General features: G+C 73.1%; 18 protein-coding genes and 2 pseudogenes. 16 read left to right on the forward strand and 4 right to left on the reverse strand.

The features are described from left to right. Positions 1–9 precede the first annotated feature (9 nt). Both ABTX81_RS19540 and ABTX81_RS19545 read left to right on the forward strand, forming a co-directional pair. The gene (locus ABTX81_RS19540; protein ID WP_350547214.1) at positions 10–1,299 is read left to right on the forward strand and encodes an MFS transporter; all 1,290 of its coding nucleotides are present in this window, start codon (positions 10–12) and stop codon (positions 1,297–1,299) included. A gap of 253 nt (positions 1,300–1,552) precedes the next feature. Continuing rightward, the gene (locus ABTX81_RS19545; RefSeq protein ID WP_350547217.1) at positions 1,553–1,834 is read left to right on the forward strand and encodes a hypothetical protein; all 282 of its coding nucleotides are present in this window, start codon (positions 1,553–1,555) and stop codon (positions 1,832–1,834) included. On the opposite strand, the pseudogene ABTX81_RS19550 reads toward ABTX81_RS19545, so the two are convergent. Further along, positions 1,819–2,142 (reverse strand): annotated as a pseudogene (locus ABTX81_RS19550) (hypothetical protein); the annotation flags it as partial. The gene ABTX81_RS19545 and the pseudogene ABTX81_RS19550 overlap by 16 nt on opposite strands. A 63-nt stretch (positions 2,143–2,205) precedes the next feature. Here ABTX81_RS19550 and ABTX81_RS19555 point away from each other — a divergent pair. The 12 genes from ABTX81_RS19555 to ABTX81_RS19615 all read left to right on the forward strand — a co-directional run bounded on the left by ABTX81_RS19555 (position 2,206) and on the right by ABTX81_RS19615 (position 11,323). Beyond that, on the forward strand, positions 2,206–3,072 hold the full coding sequence (locus ABTX81_RS19555) for a recombinase family protein (protein ID WP_350547220.1): 867 nt from the start codon (positions 2,206–2,208) through the stop codon (positions 3,070–3,072). A gap of 112 nt (positions 3,073–3,184) precedes the next feature. Continuing rightward, complete coding sequence (locus ABTX81_RS39675) at positions 3,185–5,209, forward strand: ISL3 family transposase (RefSeq protein WP_502892808.1); 2,025 nt, start codon at positions 3,185–3,187, stop codon at positions 5,207–5,209. Positions 5,210–5,627: 418 nt separating this feature from the next. Next, on the forward strand, positions 5,628–5,951 hold the full coding sequence (locus ABTX81_RS19570; protein ID WP_350547223.1) for a hypothetical protein: 324 nt from the start codon (positions 5,628–5,630) through the stop codon (positions 5,949–5,951). 1 nt (position 5,952) lies between these two features. Further along, positions 5,953–6,465, forward strand: a complete 513-nt coding sequence (locus ABTX81_RS19575; RefSeq protein ID WP_350547226.1) for a DUF6879 family protein — start codon at positions 5,953–5,955, stop codon at positions 6,463–6,465. Positions 6,466–6,474: 9 nt separating this feature from the next. Next, positions 6,475–7,323 carry a helix-turn-helix domain-containing protein gene (locus tag ABTX81_RS19580; protein WP_350547229.1) on the forward strand — a complete coding sequence of 283 codons (849 nt, stop codon included), beginning with the start codon at positions 6,475–6,477 and terminating at the stop codon, positions 7,321–7,323. Between the two features lie 98 nt (positions 7,324–7,421). Continuing rightward, complete coding sequence (locus ABTX81_RS19585; protein WP_350547232.1) at positions 7,422–7,724, forward strand: hypothetical protein; 303 nt, start codon at positions 7,422–7,424, stop codon at positions 7,722–7,724. A 36-nt stretch (positions 7,725–7,760) separates the two neighbouring features. Next, complete coding sequence (locus tag ABTX81_RS19590) at positions 7,761–7,964, forward strand: hypothetical protein (RefSeq protein WP_350547235.1); 204 nt, start codon at positions 7,761–7,763, stop codon at positions 7,962–7,964. 3 nt (positions 7,965–7,967) lie between these two features. Beyond that, positions 7,968–8,117, forward strand: a complete 150-nt coding sequence (locus tag ABTX81_RS19595; RefSeq protein WP_350547238.1) for a hypothetical protein — start codon at positions 7,968–7,970, stop codon at positions 8,115–8,117. 55 nt (positions 8,118–8,172) lie between these two features. After that, positions 8,173–9,627, forward strand: coding sequence for an ASCH domain-containing protein (locus ABTX81_RS19600; protein ID WP_350547241.1), 1,455 nt, complete (start codon positions 8,173–8,175; stop codon positions 9,625–9,627). After that, positions 9,624–10,046 carry an arsenate reductase/protein-tyrosine-phosphatase family protein gene (locus ABTX81_RS19605; RefSeq protein ID WP_350547244.1) on the forward strand — a complete coding sequence of 141 codons (423 nt, stop codon included), beginning with the start codon at positions 9,624–9,626 and terminating at the stop codon, positions 10,044–10,046. The genes ABTX81_RS19600 and ABTX81_RS19605 overlap by 4 nt, the downstream gene beginning before the upstream one ends. 113 nt (positions 10,047–10,159) lie before the next feature. Then, positions 10,160–10,423: a hypothetical protein gene (locus tag ABTX81_RS19610; RefSeq protein ID WP_350547247.1), complete on the forward strand. Its 264-nt coding sequence runs from the start codon at positions 10,160–10,162 to the stop codon at positions 10,421–10,423. 546 nt (positions 10,424–10,969) lie between these two features. Then, a complete protein-coding gene (locus ABTX81_RS19615; protein ID WP_350547555.1) occupies positions 10,970–11,323 on the forward strand; it encodes a hypothetical protein in 354 nt (117 codons plus the stop codon). An 83-nt stretch (positions 11,324–11,406) separates the two neighbouring features. Here ABTX81_RS19615 and ABTX81_RS19620 read toward each other — a convergent pair. After that, a pseudogene (locus ABTX81_RS19620) lies at positions 11,407–11,676 on the reverse strand (hypothetical protein); the annotation flags it as partial. Positions 11,677–11,825: 149 nt separating this feature from the next. Here ABTX81_RS19620 and ABTX81_RS19625 point away from each other — a divergent pair. Next, on the forward strand, positions 11,826–16,046 hold the full coding sequence (locus ABTX81_RS19625; RefSeq protein ID WP_350547249.1) for a CHAT domain-containing protein: 4,221 nt from the start codon (positions 11,826–11,828) through the stop codon (positions 16,044–16,046). A 16-nt stretch (positions 16,047–16,062) separates the two neighbouring features. Here ABTX81_RS19625 and ABTX81_RS19630 read toward each other — a convergent pair whose 3' ends face one another. Beyond that, the gene (locus ABTX81_RS19630; RefSeq protein WP_350547252.1) at positions 16,063–16,965 is read right to left on the reverse strand and encodes a LysR family transcriptional regulator; all 903 of its coding nucleotides are present in this window, start codon (positions 16,963–16,965) and stop codon (positions 16,063–16,065) included. 98 nt (positions 16,966–17,063) lie between these two features. On the opposite strand from ABTX81_RS19630, the gene ABTX81_RS19635 reads away from it, so the two are divergent. Further along, positions 17,064–17,894, forward strand: a complete 831-nt coding sequence (locus ABTX81_RS19635; protein WP_350547255.1) for an oxidoreductase — start codon at positions 17,064–17,066, stop codon at positions 17,892–17,894. Positions 17,895–17,918: 24 nt separating this feature from the next. Here ABTX81_RS19635 and ABTX81_RS19640 read toward each other — a convergent pair whose 3' ends face one another. After that, complete coding sequence (locus tag ABTX81_RS19640; RefSeq protein WP_350547258.1) at positions 17,919–20,432, reverse strand: ABC transporter permease; 2,514 nt, start codon at positions 20,430–20,432, stop codon at positions 17,919–17,921. Positions 20,433–20,889 lie beyond the last annotated feature (457 nt).

Here is a 20,889-nt window from a genome sequence, read left to right on the forward strand (position 1 = left end):
TGGGTCGGCATGAGTCACCACCAAGTCGCCCTCGCGGCCCCCGCGGCCGCGCCGCCCGCGCCCGGCTACCGCTGGGTGATCCTCGGAACGGCCACCTTCACCCAGGCCGCCGCGTGCTTCTTCGTCCAGGGGATCGGGGCGATGGCCGTCCCGCTGCAGGACGCCCTCGGCCTCGGTGCGACCCAGCTGGGCCTGCTCCTCTCCGCCTCCCAACTGATGCCGCTGGTGGGCCTGGTGGTGGCCGGAGAGCTGTTGGACCGGTACGGCGAGCGGTGGGTGGTCGGCCTCGGGGCCGGGGTCGTCGCCGCGGCCCTGCTGGCCGGAAGCCTGGCTCCGGGCTACGCGTCGCTGCTCGCCGTCCTGCTGGTGGTCGGCGTGGGGTACAGCACGATCCAGCCCGGCGGCAGCAAGTCGGTGGCGGCCTGGTTCGAGCCTGCGCGCAGGGGGTTCGCGATGGGCGTCCGGCAGGCCGGGCTGCCGTTGGGCGGGGCACTCGCGGTGGCCGTCCTGCCCCCGCTCGCGGCCTCGCACGGCTGGCGGTCGGCCCTGCTGGCCGGCGGGCTGGTCGCGCTGGCGGGGGCGGGCGCGTTCGCCGCGCTCTACCGGCGGCCGCCCGGGCAGGCCGTCCCCGTCCCCGACCTCCCTTCCCCGGCGGCGAGTTCCGCCCCCGTCGCGGACCGTCTGCGGCTGCTCCGCGAGCCCGCCCTGGTCAAGGCGCTGCTGTCGGGGCTGGCCATGGTGTCGGTGCACAGCGGCCTCGGTGTGCTCGGCGCGCTGTACCTGCACGACGCCACCTCCCTCGGCGCGGGCGCGGCGGGCGCGGTGCTGGTGGCGTCCCAACTGGCGGGCATGCTGGGCCGGATCGGTCTCGCGGCGTGGAGCGACCGCAGCCGTGCGGGGCGCTACCGCCCGGTCCTGGCGAGCATGGTGGCGGCCGTGGCGGGCCTGCTCGCGCTGACCACCCCGCTCGGCCACCATCCGGTGGGCGCCGCCGTCCTGTTCACCTGGCTCGGCTTCTTCGGCATCGGCTGGTACGGCCCGTGGGTCGCCCACCTCGCCGAAGCGGCCCCGCCGGGCCGGACCGGTCTGGCCCTCGGCCTGGTGATGGCGGTCAACCAGGTGGCCGTGATCCTCGCCCCGCCCGCCCTCGGCCTGCTCCGCGACACGACCGGGGACGGCCCGGGCGGCGGGTACACCCCTGCCTGGGCGGCGCTGGCCGCCGTCACCGCGCTGACCGCGGCCCTGACCGCCCGCGAGGGCCGGACGGCAGGGCGGGCGCCCAGGACGCCGGGGCGGTGAGGTCGGCGGTGGTCGGGCCGGTGCGGGCGTCCACCGGGGGGAGGGGGCCGGGCCTGGGTGGTGGGCGTCGGCGCAGGCGCGGTCCGGCCCCGGGTGGGGCGAGCGAGGAAGGGCCGCCACTCGGCCGCTCGTGCCCGAATCGTCGGCGGTTCGGGGGACAGCGGCCGGGAATCCGACACGGGAGGGGCGGGCGGGGGATCCATGGCACGGAAGGGCGTCTACCGGTTGTGCGTCCTCGGAAGGGAGAGCAGTCATGCGTCGTCGGATCGCCGTGGTCGGGATGCTGGCCGTTGTCGGAGTGCTCGCGTCCGCCGTGCCCGCGCAGGCGGCCACGGGGGTGCTGGTGGTGAACGGCGTGGCGCGCCAGAACCCGGCACGGGGGTGTTACCCGACGCTGTCACCGGTCATCGTGCAGAACCTCACCGACGCCACGGTCGATGTGTATTCCGCGGCGAACTGTCAGGGGACGCTCACGCGGGTGATCGCACCCGGGATGTCCGCGGCGACGGTCGGATTCAGCTACTTCGTCAACTGAGCGCCGGACGCCAGGGTGGCCGCCCAGGATGCCAGGGCGGTGAAGTCGGCGGGGGTCAGGCCGGTCCGGGGGTCCACCCGGTGGAGGAGGGCCGGGCCGGGGTGGTGGGCGGCGACCCAGGTGCGGTCCGCTTCGGTGATCAGGTCGTCGACCCAGGCGAACGGGCGGCCGTGCGCCCAGTCGACGATGTCGGGCGTCTTCCAGAACACCCCGCCCTCCGGCTGCGGCCGGGGGTCGGACCAGGAGATGACGGGGAGCTCGGGCAGGCCCAGCAGGGGCGCGAGGAAGTCGTTGGCCTCCTGCTCCCAGAGCGACGGTCGACCTTGCACCTCCAGGATGCAGGCCCGTGCCGCTGACTGGAGAGTGGAACCATGGCTCGCAAGCCTGCCGGACTGGTGCGATACCTCGACCTGCTTCTGCGGAAGTCGCAGGTCGTGAGGGGTACAGCTGCCCGGGACCTCCTGTCGCTGAAGGCTCAGGAGGTGCGGGGCCGGGCGTGGGGCAAGGACAACGGCTACACCATCCGCCGGATCTACCGCGAGAACCTTTCGGCTTACAAGAAGGGCGTGAAGCGCCCCGAGTTCGAGTCGGCGGTACACGCGCTGCTCGAAGGTGAGTCGGACTGCCTGTGGGTGTACGACTCTTCCCGCTACTCCCGTCAGGGTGCGGGCGACGTGCTCAAGATCCTGGACGTCCCGGGCAAGCGCCTGGTGTTCGACCTGGACCGGCTGGACACCGAGATCCCCGCCGACCGCATGCGCATCGTCGGCAAGGCGGAGGACACCCGCGAGTACAGCCGGGTGCTGTCGGAGAAGGTCCGGGACACGAAGGCCACGCAGCGCGAAGAGGGCATGTGGCTGGCGATGCCGCCCTACGGGCTGAAGGTCACGAAGAAGCGCAAGCTCAAGCACGGCAAGTTCTGGCCGGTGATCGAGCGGATTCACCGGGAGGCAGCAGAGGGGAAGTCGAACCGGAAGATCGCGCTGGGGCTGACTGCCGACGGCTTCCGGGCGACGCGGGGCGGGCCGTTCCGCTCGAACACGGTCGGCAAGATCCTGCGCAACCCGGTGTACTTGGGGTGGCAGGTGGTGACGGTGAACGGGCACCACCAGCTCTACCTGAACGCCAAGGGCAAGCCGGTGCCGGTTTTCGCCAAGGGAGTGGAGAGGCTCTGGCGCGAGTTCCGTGAAAGCTGCCCGCGGACCTTGACGGTTGGCGATCATGTCGGGTGTCTGTAGCTGATCTTCTGGCTGTCCTCTTCCCCCAGTTCACGCTGTTGCACGTCGAGTTGGTCAGATCGGTTGGCGGGTCGGTTCGAGTTCACGCCCGGGGCCGGATGCCGGGGGCGACGTGTCCGGGCTGCGGGAGTTGTCTGAGCGCGTGCATTGCGGCTACGAGCGGCGGGTCGGCGACGCTTCGGTCTGCGGGCAGGAGCTGGTGCTTCACCTGCGGATCCGCCGGTTCTTCTGCGACAACGTCGAGTGCGGGAAGCGAACGTTCGCTGAGCAGATCCCGGGGCTGACGTTCTGGTACGGGCGTTGCACGGTGGGGCTGCGGAAGGTTCGGGAGGCAGTCGCTCTGGCACTGGGTGGTCGGGCCGGCGCCCGGCTCGCCGAGCAGATGGCGGTCGGGATCAGCCGGGACGTCCTGATACGCCTGATCCGCTCGTTGCCGGACCCGCTCATAGGGCGGGTTCACGTGCTCGGCGTCGACGATTTCGCCCTGCGCAAGGGCCACAACTACGGCACGGTCCTGGTCGACATCGAGGGCGGCCGCCCTGTCGAGGTCCTGCCCGAGCGGTCGGCCGACGCCTTGGCTGAGTGGCTCACCGAGCACCCCGGCGTTGAGGTGGTCTGCCGCGACCGTGCCCGCTACTACGCGGACGGGGCGGACCGCGGCGCCGGCACGGCGACGCAGGTCGCGGACCGGTTTCATCTCTGGCAGAACCTCGGTGAGGCGGCCGAGAGGCTGGTCGCCCGCCTGCGCCCGCAGTGGGTCCCGCCCATCCCGGAGAAGGAGAAGGTGGTGCTGCCCGACGGACTGCGGGCCCGGCGTATCCGCGAGCGTCACGCCGCGGTTCACGCGCTGATGGACAAGGGCATGGGGCACAGCCAGATCGTGTCCGAGCTGGTCCTGGACCCGAAGACGGTGCGGAAGTTCATGAGGGCCGTCACGGCCGAAGAGTTGATCGGCGACCGTCTCACCGGCCTGCAGAGCAGCCTGGACGGCCACGCCGCCTACCTGATCGCCCGGTTCAACGAGGGCTGCACCAGCGCTGACCGCCTCCACCGGGAACTCGCCGAACGCGGCCTGACCGTCAGCGAGCGGACCGTCCGCCGGTTCGTGCACCGGCTGCGAGACAACGCCAAGTCGGCCACCCGCCCGCCGGTCCCCAAGGTCCGCGAGGTGACCAGGCTGATCCTCACCCACCCCGACAACCGCCCCGAGTCAGGCCGCGTCCTGCTGAAGGAACTCCGCAACCGGTGCAGCGAGCTGGACGACGCCTGCGACCTCATCGCACGGTTCGCCTCGATCCTCGTCAACCGCCGCGGCAAAGAAGACCTCGAACAGTGGAGCGCAGACGCCCAGGCCAGCCACCTGCCCGAACTGCCCGGCTTCGCCACCGGCCTGCGCAAGGACTGGGACGCGGTCATGGCCGGCCTCACACTCCGCTGGAACTCCGGACCCGCCGAGGGTCACGTCAACCGCATCAAGATGCTGAAGCGAGATGTTCGGCCGCGCCAAACTCGACCTCCTCCGCAAGCGCGTGCTCCTCACATCCTGAAGATCACCGAGCGCAGCTTGTCCGAGAGAGTTGGTAAGTCCTTTGACCAGGAGTTCTTCGTCGGTCACCATGCTCCGGTGACAGTTGAGACCACCCTCGTCAAGGTTGACGCGGACCTTCGCGCCGGTCGGATACCCGTTGCTCGTCAGCGCCTGCGCGGCCTGGTGGCCTCGTATCCGGCAGACCTGACGGTCAGGCTGCGGCTGGCCGAGGTCTACCGGTTGTACGGCGAGCCAGCCGAAGCGGGCCGCTGGGCCTATCTCGACGCCGACCGGGACCCGGCCGAGACGGCGGCGTTCGAGGCCCGCCACCCCGACCCACTCGACCAGATGGCAGCCCTCGCCTGGCGCGGTTCCGAGCGGTCAGCGCAAACGGAGACCGCCCGCGAGCGGCTGTGCGGGCTCCGTGAGGCGGCCTCAGTACACGCAGGCCGCCCGATCCACTGGCACCACGTGTACGACCACGCCCAGGATACGGGCCAGGATGACTCGGCCGGGCCGCTGTTCTGCGTTGGTCTTGCCCTCGTCGGCCTGGTGCTCTTGGGCTTCACGGCTCTCGGCGTCGTCACCTTCGTTCGCTGGTGGCTCTGACCCTTCGCCGTCGGCGTCGCTGTCCCGGAGAGCTTTCACGGAACTCGCGCCAGAGCCGTACGAGATCCGGGAGAACGGCCACTTCATTTCCCGCCACCCCTACCGCCACCAGGCCGACGCCGCCGTGCAGCAGTTCCTCGCCGACGGCGTCGAGATCGGGCCGGGGGCACCAAGCCCCACCCCCGCGGCCTCGACCCACCGCTGCTCCACCAGCCCCGCCGGCCGCTGGCACCAAGCCCCACCCCCTCCAGATCGCGTCACCGCTGGCTGCGGCCCCAGGTCTGCCGAGGAACGGAGGGGCGAGTGGGGCCGTCCCCCTACACACTCGGCTACTTGCGCCATCGCCGGGCGCTGGGGGGCTGAGCTGGCGGTTCGTCAAAAACAGAACACCTGACAGGCAGGTCGTGTACGCGCCAGGATGAGCCCACCGGTTGTGCAACTAGGCGGAACCAGACTCACAGGGAGCATCGTGGAGCCTCTACAGTTCATCGGGATCATCTCCAACACGCCGGAGGTCGACTCGCCGACCATCTGGCGCGACCCGGAGAACGGCGATCTGCTCATCCAGTCCTACAAGGCCAGCGATGAGGACTTGAGCCGCTGCAAGGAGGTTGGGTCGATCCCGGGGCACTCGACTGACGTGCCCGACCACGAGACCGTAATCCGCCTCCCGGAAGAAATGATCAAGTTCATCGTGGACCTCGCCGCAAGGCTGGCCACTCAAGAGGACGAGAAGGAGTAGCGTGGCCAATCCGATCGCCACGGCCATGGCGGAGGCTAAATTCTCTGCCGTGCACCTGGAGATGCGCGACAACTACACGCCGAACGACCCACAGTTCCAGCGCTACCGCGAGGGTCTTCGCCACAACCCGGGCGACCGGCCGGAGTGGTTCCAGTACTGGACCAACTTCGCTGGAGAGGCGATTGGCCGCGGTGTGGTCATGCGCCGGGCTCGGATCGTCTCTGAGCCGGTCACGGAGTACATCCGTTACGAGCACCACGTGACCTTCCTGAACGCGGCTATCGGCGAACAGGTTCGCTGGCTTCCGCGCCGGTTGGCGGCAGACATTGCTCTGCCCGGAACCGATCTGTGGATGTTCGATGACTCCAAGATCATGTTCACCTTCTTCTCGGGTGACGGGGATGTGGTGGACCGAGAGTGGACGACCGAACCTGCCGTGGTTCAGCTCGTGAAGAACGCCTTCGAGACCGTGTGGCATAGGGCGACTCCGCACGAGGACTACGTGCTCAAGTAGCCGAAAAAGATGCGTACTTCTCGCTCATCGAGCGTTCATCAGGCCCGGAAGGCTCTAGCCGAACGGCTTAAGGAGATCCGGAAGGACTCCGGGCTTACCGGGCCTGCTCTCGCCCTCGCCTGCGGTTGGAGCAAGTCGAAGTGCTCCCGCATCGAGAACGCGATCACCGCACCGTCCGAGCAGGACATCCGGGATTGGTGCCGCGCCTGCGGAGCAGGCGACCAAGCCGCAGACCTGGTGGCTTCCCTCCGCTCAGTAGAGACCATGTTCACCGAGTGGCGACGCGTGGAGCGGAGCGGGCTCAAGCGCGCCCAAGAGATGGTGCTGCCGCTATACGAGCGAACTACCCGGTTCCGGGCCTACACACCTGGAATCCTGCACGGTCTCCTCCAGACCCGGGACTACACCCGCTCGGTACTCCAAGCCACCCAACGCCGTCGTGTTGCCGTGGACGATGTGGAAGAGGCCGTCCAGGTGCGTATGGAGCGGCAGGAGATCCTGAGAGACCACGGGAAGACCTTCGCCTTCATCATCGAAGAGGCATGCCTGTATCACGGTCTTGGCGGCACGGCGGTAGCCGCCGGCCAGCTCACCCACCTGATTGCTGTCGCGGGCCTGGCGAACGTGAGCCTTGGAATCATCCCGAGGGGCTACTTGCGTCACTCGATGCACGTCGAAGCGTTCTCGCTCTACGACTCGTCGCAGGCCAACATCGAACTCGTCTCCGGGTACCTCCAGATCACACAGCCCTCCGAGGTGGCCATGTACGTCAGCCGGTTCGGGGAACTGTCCATGGATGCCGTGCACGGTGCTGCCGCTCGCAGCCTGATCACAGAGGCGATTGACTCTCTCGGGTGACTGCTGTGCAACCACGTGCAACTTCGTGGCACCGTCTGTAGCCGACTCCCTACGGTCTATCACGCACCCCCACCGCCACGGCGAAGGAGGACAGATCGGTGGCGAGACGCAGCCCCAAGCGTGAGTACCGCGAGGTCGTGAGCGGTCCGAGCAAGAGCGAGTCGAACCGCCCGCCCGCCGACTGGAACCCGCTGGACGACTACCGAGCGGCCAACGCGGCCGGTCAAGCCCCGTCCGCCGGAACGCCGCTCCAGATCGCCGCTGTGCGCTCCACCTGCACCTGTCGGGACTGCGCGGCTCGTCGCACCGGTCTCGCCAACCGCGCCCGGGTGACCCGGAACAGCTCCAGCAACCCCAACCCTCAGCCGGTCTCCCTGAAGGACTTGGAGCCTGCGGAATGAGCACCCTGTCGACCCTCCGGGTGGCTGAAGCGGACGTTGTCGCGGACCGGCCCGACGGCTACCGACGGCACCTGCTGGGCCTGCCAGCGGGAGACCCTGGTCTGCGCGGGCACGCTCCTCCAGGCCCCCGGTGACGACCGGAGCACCTGCCACATGATCTGTGACGACTGCATCATCCGGGCCCGAAGCCCGCGCCGCCTCGCCGCGCTGCGGGCCTCGCTCGCCACGCGGCCGGCGTAGGCCGTGGACGACGGCCAGGACGACTACCGGGAGGCGGCCGAGCAAGCCGCTCGCGGTGAACCGGCCCCCGTACCGGTCGCCGTCGCCTACACGCTCGCCCTGTTCTCGCTGATAGCGCTGGCAACGGCGCTCATCTTCTCAGGACGCTTCTAGCCGACGACCGCTCACCCGCATCCGCCGCACCACCCCGACCCGAGGGAGGCGCACCATGACCACATCGACGCTGAGGTCCCCGAACACGGTGCTCGCCAACGCCGTTGAGGACGCCGTTGACGTCCTGCGGCCCCGCATCGTGGACTCCGACATCGAGAGCATCGACTTCTCGGTGGGCACGCAGATCAACGGGCACCCGCACCTGGGAACCCACCTCGTCCAGAGCCTCGCCTTCCTGCTGGCGGAGCGCGCCCGCGACGAGTTCGGTGTCGACACCCGCGTGGACTTCTGCGCGCTCGACAACTCCCCGGCGGAGACCGTCCGGGCCGACGGCCGGCGGTACCAGCGGGCCTACGCCCACAGCCTGAGCGCCGACGGGATCACGGCGCTCGTCGCCCGGCACTACCTTCCGCTGTTCGACGCCTGCCGCGCCCGGACGAACGTCTCGTACACGGTCAGCACCTACACCCAGCAGCAGGCCACCCCGGCCTTCCGGGCCGAGTTCCTCCGAACGCTGGAGCTGCTGGAGGTGGTCGGCACCTGGCTGTCGCCGAACAGCGGCAGCGCCCACATCCGGCTGCCCTGCCCGGTCTGCAGCTGGGCCGAGAAGTACGCCGACCGGACGCGGCTGGTGGAACTGGACGAGGCCGGCGGCCTGTTCGAAGCCCACTGCTTCGAGCACGGCAGCTACGAGAACGACATCACGCCGCTGGGCGGCGGCTACCTCGACCTCGCCACGCTCTACCGCAACGTCGTCAAGGAACGCTCCTACCGGCCCGACGACCGCACGCTGCACGTCATGGTCAAGGGCGGCGACTGGGTGTTCGGCTGCCAGCTGGTCGACGGCGCGCACGCGGCCCTCGGGCTTCCGGCCGGACCCCTCCCGGTCCGGATCTTCACCCCCCAGATCCTCGGCAGCGACGGCGGCAAGCTCTCGAAGAGCCTGCTGCGCGAGGCCGCCGACCTCGGGCTCGCCCGGGACGAGAACACCCCTGCCTGGGTGCTCGACCCCTCGGCGTGGCCCGGCACCCAGGAGGACTACGTCGACGCGCTGACGGGACTCGGTGAGCTCCTGCTCAGCGACCCCAAGCACCTCTTCCGGTCCTACACCACAACCGCATTGGAACCCCTGATGAGCACCCGCCAGCCTGTAACGCACAACTCCCAGGCGAAGCGCCCCCGCAACCTGCCGATCTACCGGCAGTACTTCGACATGATCGCCAAGGGCGAGAAGACCGTCGAGGTCCGCGTCGCGTACGAGTCGATGAAGCGGATCAAGGTCGGAGACCTGATCAACTTCACCTGCCGCGAGTCGAACTGCCTGACCAAGGTCACGCGGATCGGCAAGTACCGCACCTTCACGGAGATGTTCGGCACCGAGCGCGTGAAGGCCGTCAACCCCCACGCCACCGAGGCCGAACAGCTCGAAGCGATCCGCGCCATCTTCCCGCCCCACAAGGAAGCGCTCGGCGTGCTCACCTTCGAGATCGAGCGGGTGGACCCCTCGTGACACCGACCCGCCGCAAGGTCCTGGTGATCTGCAAGGGCAACCACTGCCGCTCCCCGATCGCCGCGCTGATCATCGCCGAGCGGGCGGGAGGAACCCTCGACGTCCGCTCGGCCGGCACCCGGGACTGGCACGTCGGCAAGCCCGCGCACGCCCTCATGATCCAGGCCGCCGCCGGCTTCGGCTACGACCTCACCGAGCACCGCGGAGTGTTCCTGGACGCCGCACAGCTCGCCTGGGCCGACGACCTGCTCGCGGTCGACGAGGAGACCGCCGAAGCCGTCCAGGCCCTCGCCGGCCCCGACCGGCCGGTGCGCATTCTCGGCAGCGGCATCGCCGACCCGTGGGGCGGCGAACTGAAGGACTTCGCCAGGGCCGTCTTGGAGATCCAGGACGTCACGAGGCCCTTCTACGCCGCGTAGCGACCACCTCGCACCCCCGCCGCCCTTAACCCCCAGCGGCGGGCACGCCCCCGCTCGGTGACCGCCCCTGCTGTCACCGAACGGGGGCACTCCCGATGCCACCAGGAGTAGCTATGTGGGCCAGCACCCCACCCGACCGCCAGGCGATGATCAAAGCTCTCGTCCTCGCCGCGCTGCCCGCCGTCGCCGAACGGTACGCCGCCGGTGTCGGCGTCAGACGGCTCGCGACGGTCTACGGCTGCGACGCCAAATGGCTCCAGGACCAGATGCTCAAGGCCGGATACCGCGTCCGGCTGCTTGAGGAGGCGACCGGCCTGCGGCCCGCCCCTCTGCCGTGGGAGCCCATCACCCTCCCACGCCGAACGACGATGCCCTGACCCCGCAGACCGGCCCCGCCCCGTGCGCGACCACAGCACCGCACGAGGGTGGGGCCTCCACGCCCGAACGGACCCCCGTGCCGCCCAAGATCCCCGAGCCCACCGGCAAGACCCGCACCGATCTGATCACCGCGTACGCGAACCGAACTCCGTTGCTCGTGCTCACCCAAGGCCACGGGGTGTCGGAGGGCACCATGGCCAAGTGGCTCCGGAGGTGGGGAGCCACCAGAGGTCCGGCGGACAGCGACCCCGCCGTACATGGAAATCCTCTTCGAAGCATGGAACCTCCCCTTGCGCAGCCGTAAGGCGGCTGCACGGGTCCGGTAGGAAGCACGGGCACGGAAGCTCGGCACCTACCGCCTGGCCTCGCTGCCTTTGCCGAGGGCAGCCGACAGGGGATCGCGCCGGCCGTGGACGGGAGCAGCTGGCTCCGCCCCGATGCCCCGACCAGCGAGGATCAGCTGTTCTGCTACCGGTCGGAGGCAGGTGGCGCCCTGGGTCCTGCATCTAGCCAGGTGCGCCACCTTCACGTAGCGTGGTGGGTCGGTGGCTGAGGGGGAGGTTGTGATGCAGCGATGGGGATGGTTGTGGGGCGACACGCTGTCGAACATGCAACCGCGGGTATCGAGCATCTTCCACGTCTCCGGTGTCAGCGCCAGGGACGAGCTAGCCTCAGTGATCCGCGCCGAGGTCGATGAGCCCGAATACAGAAGAGTTGCCGACATGATCGAGGCGGCGACTCCTCCTCTTGTGGCTGTGGTCGGAGCTGATGTGCTCTTCGTTGTCCAGCTCGGTGCGAACCTCAAGCCCGTTATGGACCGGTCCTTCACCCGCAAGTACGACGCGGCGTTCGAGTACGCCATAAGGAAGCGGGGACGCGCACGCCCGAAGCTCTGGTGACGGCGATACTCTGAGCTTGGCTGAGGTGAAAGCGGCCATGGCGGGGTTGTGGCCCCGTGCACCTCAGCTCGTTTCCGCAGGTCGGGAACAAGGTGCAAGGGTGATACCTCCTCCCAGGTGGTTGCCCGGACGGTGTCGTACGGGAGGGCGGTGAGCGCCGGACCGTGGTCGGGGTTGAGCCAGACGCGCAAGGGCTTGGGCGGCTTGTTCGGCAGGCCGTACGCGCGCAGCCGGCGGCGCTCGGCGGCGTCCCAGCGCGGGGTCAGCAGCCGGTGCGTCAGGTAGCCCTCGGGGCGGCGGCAGGGCTTCGCCGCGTACGGGTTCAGCGGTCCGTCGACGTCCAGCAGCAACAGCGGCCGCACCTGTCCACCCCCTTGGATCGTTCCCGCACCGTACCGGCCGGCCGGGCGGCGGTCCAGCGGGTTTGACGGCGGGCCGGGTGTGCGGTTGTCTGCCGGGCGGGGGCGGCCGGGGCGGCGGGGCTGTGGGACGGGGAGGACCGGTGGGGGCGGTGGACGAGGCGCGGACGCTGGTCGGGCGCGGGCGTCGGCTGCTGGACGAGCACGACGCGGCGCCCGATCCGCGGGCGGCCGCGATGGCGCTGTCCGGGGCGCTCACCGCGTTCTCGACGGCGCGCACGCTGCTGGAGGAGGCGGGCCCGGGCGCGCCGGCGGGGGCGCTCGCGGAGGCGCGGTTCCTGGTCGGGCTGACGCTCTCGGTGCGCTACTGGCGGGCCGTCGAGCAACCGGAGTTCGCCGAGGACGACGGGATCCGCGCCGCTGTGCTGGCCGAACGGGACGAGGCCGCTGGGCTGTTGACGCTCACGATGGCCGCGTTCGACCAGGACGCGCCGGAGCGGGGAGAGGCGGCGTTCCGGCTCGGGATGCTGCTGCACGCGCGTTACGAGGACGGGGCGAGTGCCGGTGTCACGGATCCGGCGGCCCGCCCCGACGACCTGGACCGGGCGATCGAGGCGCTGCGGCTCGCCTGCCCCGTCCCGGTGCCGCCGGGCCCCTGGCACCGTCCGGCCGAAGGAACCGGGGACACCGACGCCTACGACAGGTACGACGCCTACGACGCCCAGGACCCCGGGGCGCTCGCCAACCTCGGCTGCGCCCTCGCCGACCGCTCCGAGCGCGACGACGCCCCGCCCGAACGGGTGGCCGCCGACCGCGCCGCCGCCGAAGCCGTCCTGGAGGGCCTGCTCGACCGGCTGAGCCCGGCACCACCCGGCGGCCCCGACGGCGCGCCGTACCGCCCGGCCCCCGACGCCGAGCCGGGGCCGGCCGAACTCGCCGACCCGATCGAGTCGGCGGTCCGCGAGTGCCTCGTGCGGCTGCTGCTGGACGAGCGGGACGGCGGCCCGGACGCGGCACGCACCGACCGGGCCGTCGCCCACCTGGAGGCGGTCGCGGCCACCACCGCCGCCGACTCCCCCTACCGGATGCGCGCCGGACTGCACCTGCTCGACCTGTACTGGGCGCGCGGCGACGGCACCCACATCCGCCCGGACGACGCCGCCCACCGCTTCGCCCGGCTCCGCGACCTGCGCCGGCTGATTCCGCCCGGCGGCCCGTTCGGCGGCACCGTGCGCTGGCTGCTCGGCTGCACCCTCGCCGGCAGGGCCGAGCTCCACCGCGACGGCGTGGGCGCCGAGGTCCACGAGGCGGTCGAGGTGCTGCGCGAGGGCGTGGCCGGCATGGCCGAGGACGACCCGGTCCGGCCGCCCTCGCACGCGGTGCTCGGCACGCTCGTCAACGCGCTGCACCAGCACGACCCGCAGACGTACCGCACCGAGGAAGCCGTCCGGCACCTCACCCTGGCCGTGGACACCATGCAGGAGGAGGACCACGGCGTCCGGCGCGGTGACATCCTCCGCCACCTCGCCGACGCCTCCATCGCGAAGAGCCAGTACTCCGCCGACCGGGCCGAACTCGACCGGGTGATCGGCCTGCTCGACGACGCCGGCGCCCGGCCCACCGGCACCCTGTGGTCGGACGAGCACCTGCACGGCTCGCTGGGCGCGGCGATGAGCAAGCGGTTCGCGCTCACCAACGCCGTCGGCGACCTCGACGCGGCGATCCGCCACCAGCGCGCCGCGTTCCGCCGGGCAGCCCCGGACGACGTCAACCGGGTGGTCTACCTGGAGAACCTCGCCGTCAACCTCTACCAGCGCTTCCGCCTCGCCGGCGACCACCAGGACCTGGAGGCCTCCCGCCGCTACACCGAGGAGGTGATCGCCTACCTCTCGCACTCCGAACACCCGGGCGTGGGAAGGCTGCTGGCCGCCCACCGGCCGATCCTCGAACGGACCCGGCTGATGCTGGAGTTCCAGGAGGCCCTGGCGGCCGGCGACGTCCCGCGGATGGCCCGGACGGTGACGGCGCTGGAACCGCTGGTCGACGCGATGCCCGAGGACGACCCGCTGCGGCAGATGGCCCGCGGGGACCTCGGGCTGGCGATGTTCGTCCACGCGCTCCACGGCGGGCAGTCGCCGGAACGGGCGATGGCGGGCGTCGTCCTGATGCTGGACGCGGCGGACCGGACGCCGACGGGCCACCTCTACAAGGCCGTGCTGACCATGCGGGCGGCCGGTGTGGTGAGCCTTCTGGCGATGGGGCCCCCGTTCTCCGAGAGCCGCGCCGAGCAGGCGCTCAGGTACCTCGACCTGCTCATCGCCGACACCGACCCGGCGGGCATGGAGGGGTCCCGGGCCCACCTGATGCGGGCGATGCTGCTGACGGCGCGCTACGAGCACGCGCGGCGACCCGGGGACATCGCCGGGGCGCTGGCCTCCGCCGAAACGGTCCGTGAGCGGATGCGGCACGGGACGCCCACCCAGATGCTGGCGGCGGTGAACTGGATCATCGCCCGGGCCCACCGCGTGCGGCTGGGGCCGGGGGACCGGCGGGCCGGGCGCGAGGCCGGGCTGACCACGCTGCGCCAGACGGCCGCCGCCACCCTGCTCCAGGCGGCGGCCGGCCCGGCCCTGCTGGTGGCCCGGGAGAACGCGGCGCGTGCGCTGACGATCGCCCGCTGGTACCTCGCCGACCGGGACGAGGCGCCGGACGGCGACGCGCCGGACGGCGACGCACCGGACGACGACGCACCGGACGACGACGCCCCCGGCGGCGAGCGCGAGCCGTACCTGCGGGCCGCCGTCGCGGCCCTGGAGCTCGGCCGGGGCCTGGTGCTGCACGCCTCCACCGCCACCACCGACGTCCCGGACCTGCTGCGCTCCACCGGCCACCCCGACCTCGCCGACGCCTGGCTGTCCGGCGGCGCCGCCCAGGACGGCCCGGCCGCCGGCGGCCCCGGCCTCGACGCGGTGCTCGGACTGCCTGGCGGCCTGCTCGCCTCCCTGCCCGGCGGCGCCGAGATCCCGGTGCCGGACGACCTGCGCCGCCGCGCTCTCACCGCGCTCGCCGTCTCCCCGGCCGGTGAGGCGCTGATGGCTCCGCCGGCGGTGGCGGAGATCGCCCGCGCCCTGGGCACGGCGGGCGTCGATGCCCTGGTCTACCTGCTGCCGCCAGGCGCGGGGCGCAGCGGCGCGGCGGTGCTGGTCACGCCGGGCGAGGACGGCGCCGGCGACATCCACCTGCTGCCGCTCACCCTCGTCGGCGTCGACTCGGTCCGCTCCGAGGACCGCGGTCCGCTCGCCGCCAACCGCCGGGCGCACCTCGACCGGCAGGCCACCCTGGTCGCCCTGCCGCCCGGGCACCCGGAGCGGGCGGCCGCCCGGCGCCGCTGGCGGGCCACCCTCGGCGAGCTGTGCGACTGGGCCGGCACCACGGTGCTGCGCCCGCTGCTGCGCCACCCCGCCCTGCGGGCGGCCGTCCGCCGCGGCCCGGACGCGCCGCCCCGGCTGGTCCTGGTGCCGTTCGGCGAGCTGAGCGGGGTGCCCTGGCACGCGGCGCTGCTGAGCAGCGGGCTGCGGGACGGCGGGCGGCCGGTGCGGGCCGTGGAGCGGGCGGTGATCTCGTACGCGGCCTCGGCGCGGCAGTTCTGCGAGGTGGTCCGGCGTCCCCGGCTGCTGCTCGCCGAACGGCCGGTGATCGTCGGCGACCCGACCCGGGAGCTGATGTTCGCCGAGGCCGAGGCGGAGTACCTGCACGCCGACTACTACCCGCACGGCACGCTGCTGGGCTACGTCGAGGACGCCGAGGGGGCGGGCACCCCGGCCGAGGTGCTGGCCGCGCTGCCCGCGCCCGGCCGGGCCGGGGCGTCCGTTCTCCATCTGGCCTGCCACGCGCTGCCGTCCGAGCGGTCGCCGCTGGACGCCTACCTCGGCCTCGCGCCGGACCCGCGCGCCGGGGACCGGGGCCGGCTGCCGGTCGGCGACATCCTGCGCCAGGCCCAGGGCCGCCCGCCGGGCTCCCCGGGCGGCCTGGTCGTGCTGGACGCCTGCGTCAGCGACCACACCGGCGGCGACGTCGACGAGGCGCTCACCCTCGCCAGCGCCTTCCTCGCCGCCGGGGCGACGGGTGTGGTCGGCTCGCGCTGGGAGGTGGTGGACGAGATGGTGTGCGTGCTGATGTACGTCTTCCACGGCCGCCTCGCCGCCGGCGACCCGCCCGCCGAGGCGCTGCGCCGCACCCAGCTGTGGGCCCTGGACCCGGAGCGCCGGCTGCCGCCGGGCGCGCCGGCCGAACTCGTCGCCCTGGCCCGCCGCGGGACGGACGCCCTCGACGTCTGGGCGGCCTTCACCTACCAGGGCGGTTGACGGACCCGGCGGGAGGTCACCCGGCGACCGTGGCCCGGCAGGCCTCGGCGTAAGCCCGGACGAGCGGCCGGTGTTCGTCCTCGCGGCGCCAGGCCAGGGCGTAGCTGCTCGCGCCGATGTCCCGCACCGGGCGGGTGGTGACCCCGTCCAGGGTGACCAGCGGGGAGTTGCCGGCCGCGACCAGGCAGATGCCGAGGCCGGCGATCAGGGCCTCGTAGGTCTCCTCGACGCCGGCGATCTCGGCGCCGATGCGCGGCGGGCGGCCGGCGCGGGCGTCCAGGGCGAGCCAGTGGTCCCGCAGCGGGCCCGCGCTCGCGGGCAGGGCGAGGAACGGCTCGTCGAGCAGGTCGGCGAAGTCGAACTCGGCGCGGGCGGCGAGCGGATGGGTGGTGGGGAGGGCGACCAGGCGGGGCTCCTCGGCGACCACCGTCCAGCGGTAGCGCTCCTGGTCGGGCAACGGCAGCCAGACGAAGGCGATGTCGACGCCGCCGTCCGCCAGGCCCGCCGTCGGGTCCTCCCAACTGACCTGGCGCAGCCGGGTGGTGGCCTCCGGGTGGGCGGCAGCGAAGCGGGAGCGGATGGCCGGGAGCAGGCCGCCGCGGGCCGGACTGGTGCTCATGCCCACCACGAGCGTGCTGCGCTGCTCGGCCTTGGCCGCCTCCACCGCCGCCGCGCCCAGCTCCCAGGCGGCCAGCACCTGCCGGGCGTGCGGTAACAGAGCCCGGCCGGCGGCGGCCAGGGTCACCCCGCGCCGGCCGCGGTGGAACAGTTCGGTGCCCAACCGCGCCTCCAGCGCCCGGATCTGCTTGCTCAGCGCGGGCTGTGACACGTACAGCCGCTCGGCGGCGCGGGTGAAGTGCAGCTCCTCGGCGACGGCGAGGAAGTAGCGGAGGTCTCGGGCGTGGACGTCCAGGGTCATGTCCGTTGGTTATCACCGCGGGTCTTGGACGGGCAACGGCTTTCGGCGGCAGGCTGCCGGTGTCAGGAGTGAAACGGGTGGACCCACGGGGAGTCGTTGTGCACAAGGTGTGGCTGGTGACCGGTGCGAGCAGTGGTTTCGGACGGGCGATCACCAAGGCGGCGGTGGCGGCCGGTGACGTGGTGGTCGGCGCGGCGCGGGGGCCGGAGGCGTTGGGCGACCTGGTGGCCGGGCATCCCGACCAGGTGGAGGCGCTGCGGCTGGACGTCACCGACGCGGCCGCGATCGAGGACGCCGTCCGGGACGTGGTGGCCCGGCACGGGCGGATCGACGTGCTGGTGAACAACGCGGGCCGGACGCACGTCGGCGCCGTCGAGGAGACCACGGACGAGGAGCTGCGGGCCCTGTTCGACCTGCACTTCTTCGGTCCGGCGGCGCTGGTGCGGGCGGTGCTGCCGCACATGCGGGAGCGGCGTTCGGGGGCGATCGTGCAGATGAGCAGCGTGGGCGGGCAGCTGTCCTTCGCGGGCTTCGGGGCGTACAGCGGCACCAAGTTCGCGCTGGAGGGCATGTCCGAGGCGCTGGCGGACGAGGTGCGGGAGTTCGGCGTCAAGGTGCTGATCGTGGAGCCGGGGGCGTTCCGGACCTCGCTGTTCGAGGCCGGCCGGGCCGGGGTGAGCGCGGACAGCGGGGTGTACTCCGCGGTGGGCGGGACCCGGGCCTTCGTGGCCGGCGGGGACGGCGCGCAGGCCGGCGACCCGGACAAGGCGGCGGCGGTGATCCTGGCCGCGCTGGCGGCGGAGCGCACCCCGCTGCGGCTGCCGCTCGGCGAGGACGGGGTGGGCGCCGTGCTCGCCCACCTCGACCAGGTCCGGGAGGACGTCGTCGCCTGGGAGAAGCTGTCCCGGGCCACGGCCTTCGACGCCTGAGAGACGCCCCGCCCGCCGCGTCGGCTACGTCGTGCGCATCGCGTCGACGGCGGTCATCCGGGCGACGCGGCGGGCGGGGAGGACGGCGGCGGCGAGGCCGGTGAGGACGGTGAGGGCGAGCGCGCCGAGCACGGGGAGGACCGGCGGGCCGCCGAGGGTGCCGAGGGTGGCGGTGACGGAGCGGGCGGCCGCCCAGCCGTAGCCGATGCCGAGGGCGGTGCCGAGCAGGGCGGTGGCGAGGGAGAGCAGCAGGGCCTCCAGGGTGAGCATCCGGCGCAGCTGGGTGCGGGACATCCCGATGGCGCGCAGCATCCCGATCTCCCGGGAGCGTTCGCTGATGCTGAGGACGAGCGCGGCGGCGACGCCGAGGCCGGCGATGACGACGGAGAAGCCGAGCAGGGCCATCGAGATCAGCGTCATCCGGTCGAGCAGGGTGCGCAGGGTCTCGGCCTGGGCGGCGGTGTCGGTGACGGTGAGCCCGGGGTGGGCGGCGAGGGCGCGGTCCATGGCGCGCCGGGCGGTGGGCCGGTCGCCGCCGTCGGCGGGGCTGATCCAGACGGTGGTGGCGGGGGCGCCGGGGGCGATCCGGTCGAGGGTGGCCGGGGTGACCAGCAGGGTGGCGCCGCTCTGCAGGGTGAAGGGGAGGGCGCTGCGGCCGGGTTCGACGCGCAGGGGGGTGTCGGGGCCGCCGGCGGCGCCGCTCGCGGTGAGGGCGCGGCCGTCGTCGAGGCCGGCGAGCGCGGTGCCGTCGGCCAGGGCGCGGGCGCGGTCGAGGTCCTCGGCGGTGGGGTTGAGCCCGGCGGGGTCGGCGGCGGCGACCAGGGTGTCGCGCCCGTCGACGCGGACGGTGGCCGAGCGCACCGGGGTGACGGACAGTCCGCGCTCCCCGGCGAGCGCCGTGAGCGCCCCGGCGGGCACGGCGCCGCCGGAGGCGCGCGTCACCGAGAACACGCCGGGCTGGCGGGCGGAGACCGCGGGCACCAGCGAGTCGGAGGTGATGTCCAGGGCGGTGACCGCGCCGACCATCACGGTCACCCCGAGCAGCAGCGCGGAGCCGGTGGCGCCGGTGCGCAGCGGGTTGCGGCGCAGCTGCTGGGTGGCGAGCCGGCCGGCGGTGCCGCCGAGGCGGCGGGCCGGGGCGCCGAGCAGGGCGACGGTGGCGGGCAGCAGCCGGTGGGCGAGCCGCAGCACGCCGAAGAAGCTCGCGATGGCGCCCACGGTGACGGCGAGCAGGGAGAGCGGCGGCGCGGCGAGCGCGCCGAGCACGACCAGCACGCCGCCGCCGGCCAGCAGCAGTGCCGCCCACACGGTGGCCCGCAGGCGGGCGGCGGTGCCGCCCGCCGCGCCGGGCCCGGTGCCGTCGAGCGTGGCGCCGCCGAGCGCGGCGATCGGCGGGACGGCGGAGGCGGCCTTGGCGGGTCCGCGGACGGCGAGCAGGGTGAGCAGGACGCCGAACAGCGCGGCGAGCGCGCAGAGCAGCGGCGAGGGGGCGAGCGAGAGGTGGACCGGGCCGAGGTCGGCGGTGGCGGCGACGGCCTGGCCGGCCGCGCAGATGCCGAGGCCGAGCAGCACACCGGCGGTCGAGGCGCCCGCGCCGAGCAGCAGGCCCTGGCGGCGGATCATCCGGCGCAGCTGGGTGCGGTCGGCGCCGACGCAGCGCAGCAGCGCCAGCTGCCGGGTGCGCTGGGCGAGCACGACGGTGAAGGTGTTGCCGACGACCATCCGGGCGACCGCGAGCGCGATCAGCACGAAGGAGAGCGCGGCGACCAGCACCACGCCGTAGAGGGTGCCGCTCTGCCGGGTGGCCTCGCGCACGGAGGCCTCCCGGGTGTGCACCTCGGGGGCGGGGCCGGTGGTGCCGAGCGCCTCGCGCAGGGCGTCGACGGCGCGGGTCGCGTTGGCGCCGGGGGAGAGCCGGACGTCGAGCCGCTCCGTGACGGGGGCGGCGGTGTACTGGGTGACGGCGCTCTCCGGCACGCCGATGACGGGGTGTCCGGAGAGGCTGGGCGCGCCGCGGCCGTCGAGGGTGCCGGTGAGCCGGGCGGTGGCGGGGGTGCCGTCGGCCCGGGTGAGCCGGACGTCCGCGCCGGGGCGGACACCGAGGCGGCGCGCGGTGTCGGCGTCGAGCAGCACCTCGCCCGGTCCGGCGGGCCAGCGCCCGTCGTCGAGCAGCTGCCAGCGCAGGGCGGGGTCGGCGGCGACGGCGCTGACGACGGCGTCCGCGTCGAGCGGGTGGCCGTCGGCGGTCAGCAGGCCGCCGCGGCCGGTGAGGCGCGGCGCGAGCGCGGCGACCCCGGGAACCCGGCGGGCCCGGTCGGCCGTGTCGGCGTCGAGTCCGCCGCCGGCGGGGCGGGTGATCTGGACGTCCCCGGGGCCGACCTCGGCGGCTGCGCTCTGGCTGAAGGAGTCGACGAGGGCACCGCTGCCGCTGACCGAGGCGATGAGGAAGGCCACGCCGAGGGCGACGGCGGCGCCGCTGAGGAGGAGTTGGCGCAGCTGCCCGCGGAGTTCGGCGAGGGTGTGGCGGTAGGTGGTCATCATTCCCGGTCTGTCGTCCTGTGGCCCGCGCGGGGCGCGTCGTCGCTGGTCACCGGCGGTGTGCCCGGTGATCGACTCCGAGCGTAGGAGGCCGGTCGTACCGGACGGTAGCCACGTGGGTCTGTTCATGATCAACCCGGCGGCGGACGGTGGACCCCGGCGTCTCCTCCTCGGGAGGTACGCCGACCCCGAGGGCCGGGCGCGGGAGCGGACCGCGGGGGCGCACCGCCGCCGGCCCGCGCGGGCCGGCGCCGAACCCCGCCGGCCCCCGCCGGCCCGCGCCGACCGGTTGTCCCGGGGCGTCCCCACTCGTCCCATTGGTCACCCCAGTCCCACGGGTCAAGCTGGTCCAGACCATTGACGCTCCATGCGGGGGCTTCCTAGCATGATCGGCATCGCGGCGGCCGTACGGGGGCCCGCCGCCGATCCGCCGAGCGCGCTACTCCCTCCCACCCTG

This window comes from Kitasatospora sp. NPDC097605 (assembly GCF_040302725.1).
Classification (GTDB): domain Bacteria; phylum Actinomycetota; class Actinomycetes; order Streptomycetales; family Streptomycetaceae; genus Kitasatospora.

Bases quoted from the DNA above. Each gene is read 5' to 3' on its own strand.
- ABTX81_RS19540 (WP_350547214.1), top strand. From the start codon at position 10: ATGAGTCACCACCAAGTCGCCCTCGCGGCCCCCGCGGCCGCGCCGCCC.
- ABTX81_RS19545 (WP_350547217.1), top strand. From the start codon at position 1,553: ATGCGTCGTCGGATCGCCGTGGTCGGGATGCTGGCCGTTGTCGGAGTG.
- ABTX81_RS19555 (WP_350547220.1), top strand. From the start codon at position 2,206: ATGGCTCGCAAGCCTGCCGGACTGGTGCGATACCTCGACCTGCTTCTG.
- ABTX81_RS19570 (WP_350547223.1), top strand. From the start codon at position 5,628: ATGAGCCCACCGGTTGTGCAACTAGGCGGAACCAGACTCACAGGGAGC.
- ABTX81_RS19580 (WP_350547229.1), top strand. From the start codon at position 6,475: ATGCGTACTTCTCGCTCATCGAGCGTTCATCAGGCCCGGAAGGCTCTA.
- ABTX81_RS19600 (WP_350547241.1), top strand. From the start codon at position 8,173: ATGACCACATCGACGCTGAGGTCCCCGAACACGGTGCTCGCCAACGCC.
- ABTX81_RS19610 (WP_350547247.1), top strand. From the start codon at position 10,160: ATGTGGGCCAGCACCCCACCCGACCGCCAGGCGATGATCAAAGCTCTC.
- ABTX81_RS19630 (WP_350547252.1), bottom strand. From the start codon at position 16,965: ATGACCCTGGACGTCCACGCCCGAGACCTCCGCTACTTCCTCGCCGTC.
- ABTX81_RS19640 (WP_350547258.1), bottom strand. From the start codon at position 20,432: ATGACCACCTACCGCCACACCCTCGCCGAACTCCGCGGGCAGCTGCGC.